This is a genomic window from Accumulibacter sp., from assembly GCF_032229525.1.
Taxonomy (GTDB): Bacteria; Pseudomonadota; Gammaproteobacteria; order Burkholderiales; family Rhodocyclaceae; genus Accumulibacter.
Window position 1 is genome coordinate 1 of the sequence record NZ_JAVTWB010000137.1, and the last position, 1,183, is coordinate 1,183.

A 1,183-nucleotide genomic window follows, 5' to 3' on the forward strand; every position below is an offset into this window, starting at 1 on the left:
ACCACCGGAATCACCAGCAGGCTCAAGACGGTAGACGTCAGCAAGCCTCCGATCACCGCAATCGCCATCGGCGAGCGGAAACTCGGCTCCGCGCCGATTCCCAACGCGATCGGCGTCATGCCGGCGACCATGGCGATGGTGGTCATCAGGATCGGTTTGGCGCGCTTGTGGCAGGCGTCGATCAGCGCGTCGAAGCGCGCCATGCCGTGCTCGCGCCGGGCCATCACCGCGTATTCGACGAGCAGGATCGAGTTCTTGGTGACGATGCCCATCAGCATCAGCAGGCCGATTACCGACGGCATGGAGAAGCTGTTGTGGGTGACCAGCAGGGCGAAGAAGGCGCCGCCGACCGACAGCGGCAACGCGGCGAGTATGGTCGCCGGTTGCAGGAAGTCGTGGAACAGCAGCACCAGCACGACGTAGATGCACAGCACGCCGATCAGCATCGCCGAGCCGAAGCTGCCGAACAACTCGGCCATGCGCTCGGCGTCGCCCGACGGTGGGCGACTGATTCCCGGCGGCAGGCCCTTGAGCGCGGGTAGGTCGTTGGCCTCGGCAACCACCGCGCCGAGGTCGCGGCTGCCGAGTTCGACGTCGATGCTGACGTTGCGCTGGCGGTCCAGGCGGTCGATCTGCGCCGGGCCGCTGCCGATGCGGATGTCGGCGACCGTATCGAGTGGCACCGCGCCCTTGTTGGCCGGCACGCGCAACTGGCGCACCGCGTCGAGGTCGTGGCGCAGGCCTTCGTCGAGGCGGACGCGGATCGGAATCTGCCGCTGGGAGAGGTTGAGCTTGGGCAGGGTGGCATCGTAATCGCCGGCGGTGGCGACGCGAATGACGCCGGCCATGGCGGCTGCCGTGACGCCGAGATCGGCGGCGCGGGCGAAGTCCGGCGTGATGTGGATTTCCGGGCGCTGCAGGCTGGCCCCCGAGGTGACGTTGCCGATGCCCTTGAGCGTACGCAGCTCGGAGGTGACGGCCTGACTGGCCAGGCGCAGCGCTTCCGGGTCCTCGCCGGCGAGCACCAGCTTGAGCTTTTCGCCGGTCTGGCCGGCGCCGACCGACACCCGGGCACCGGGCAGGGCGGCCATGCGCCGGCGGATGTCGGCTTCGACGACGCTCTGCTTGGCGCGGTCGTGACGCGAGATGAGGTCCACGGTCAGCGTTGCCTTGCGCACGTCGC

The 1,183-nt window shown here is 68.7% G+C and carries 1 protein-coding gene; it reads right to left on the bottom strand.

What is annotated here, in order from left to right; genetic code table 11:
- Window positions 1–1,183, bottom strand: a 1,183-nt coding sequence (locus tag RUW20_RS09855) for an efflux RND transporter permease subunit (protein ID WP_313952076.1), incomplete at both ends; no start/stop codon positions are given.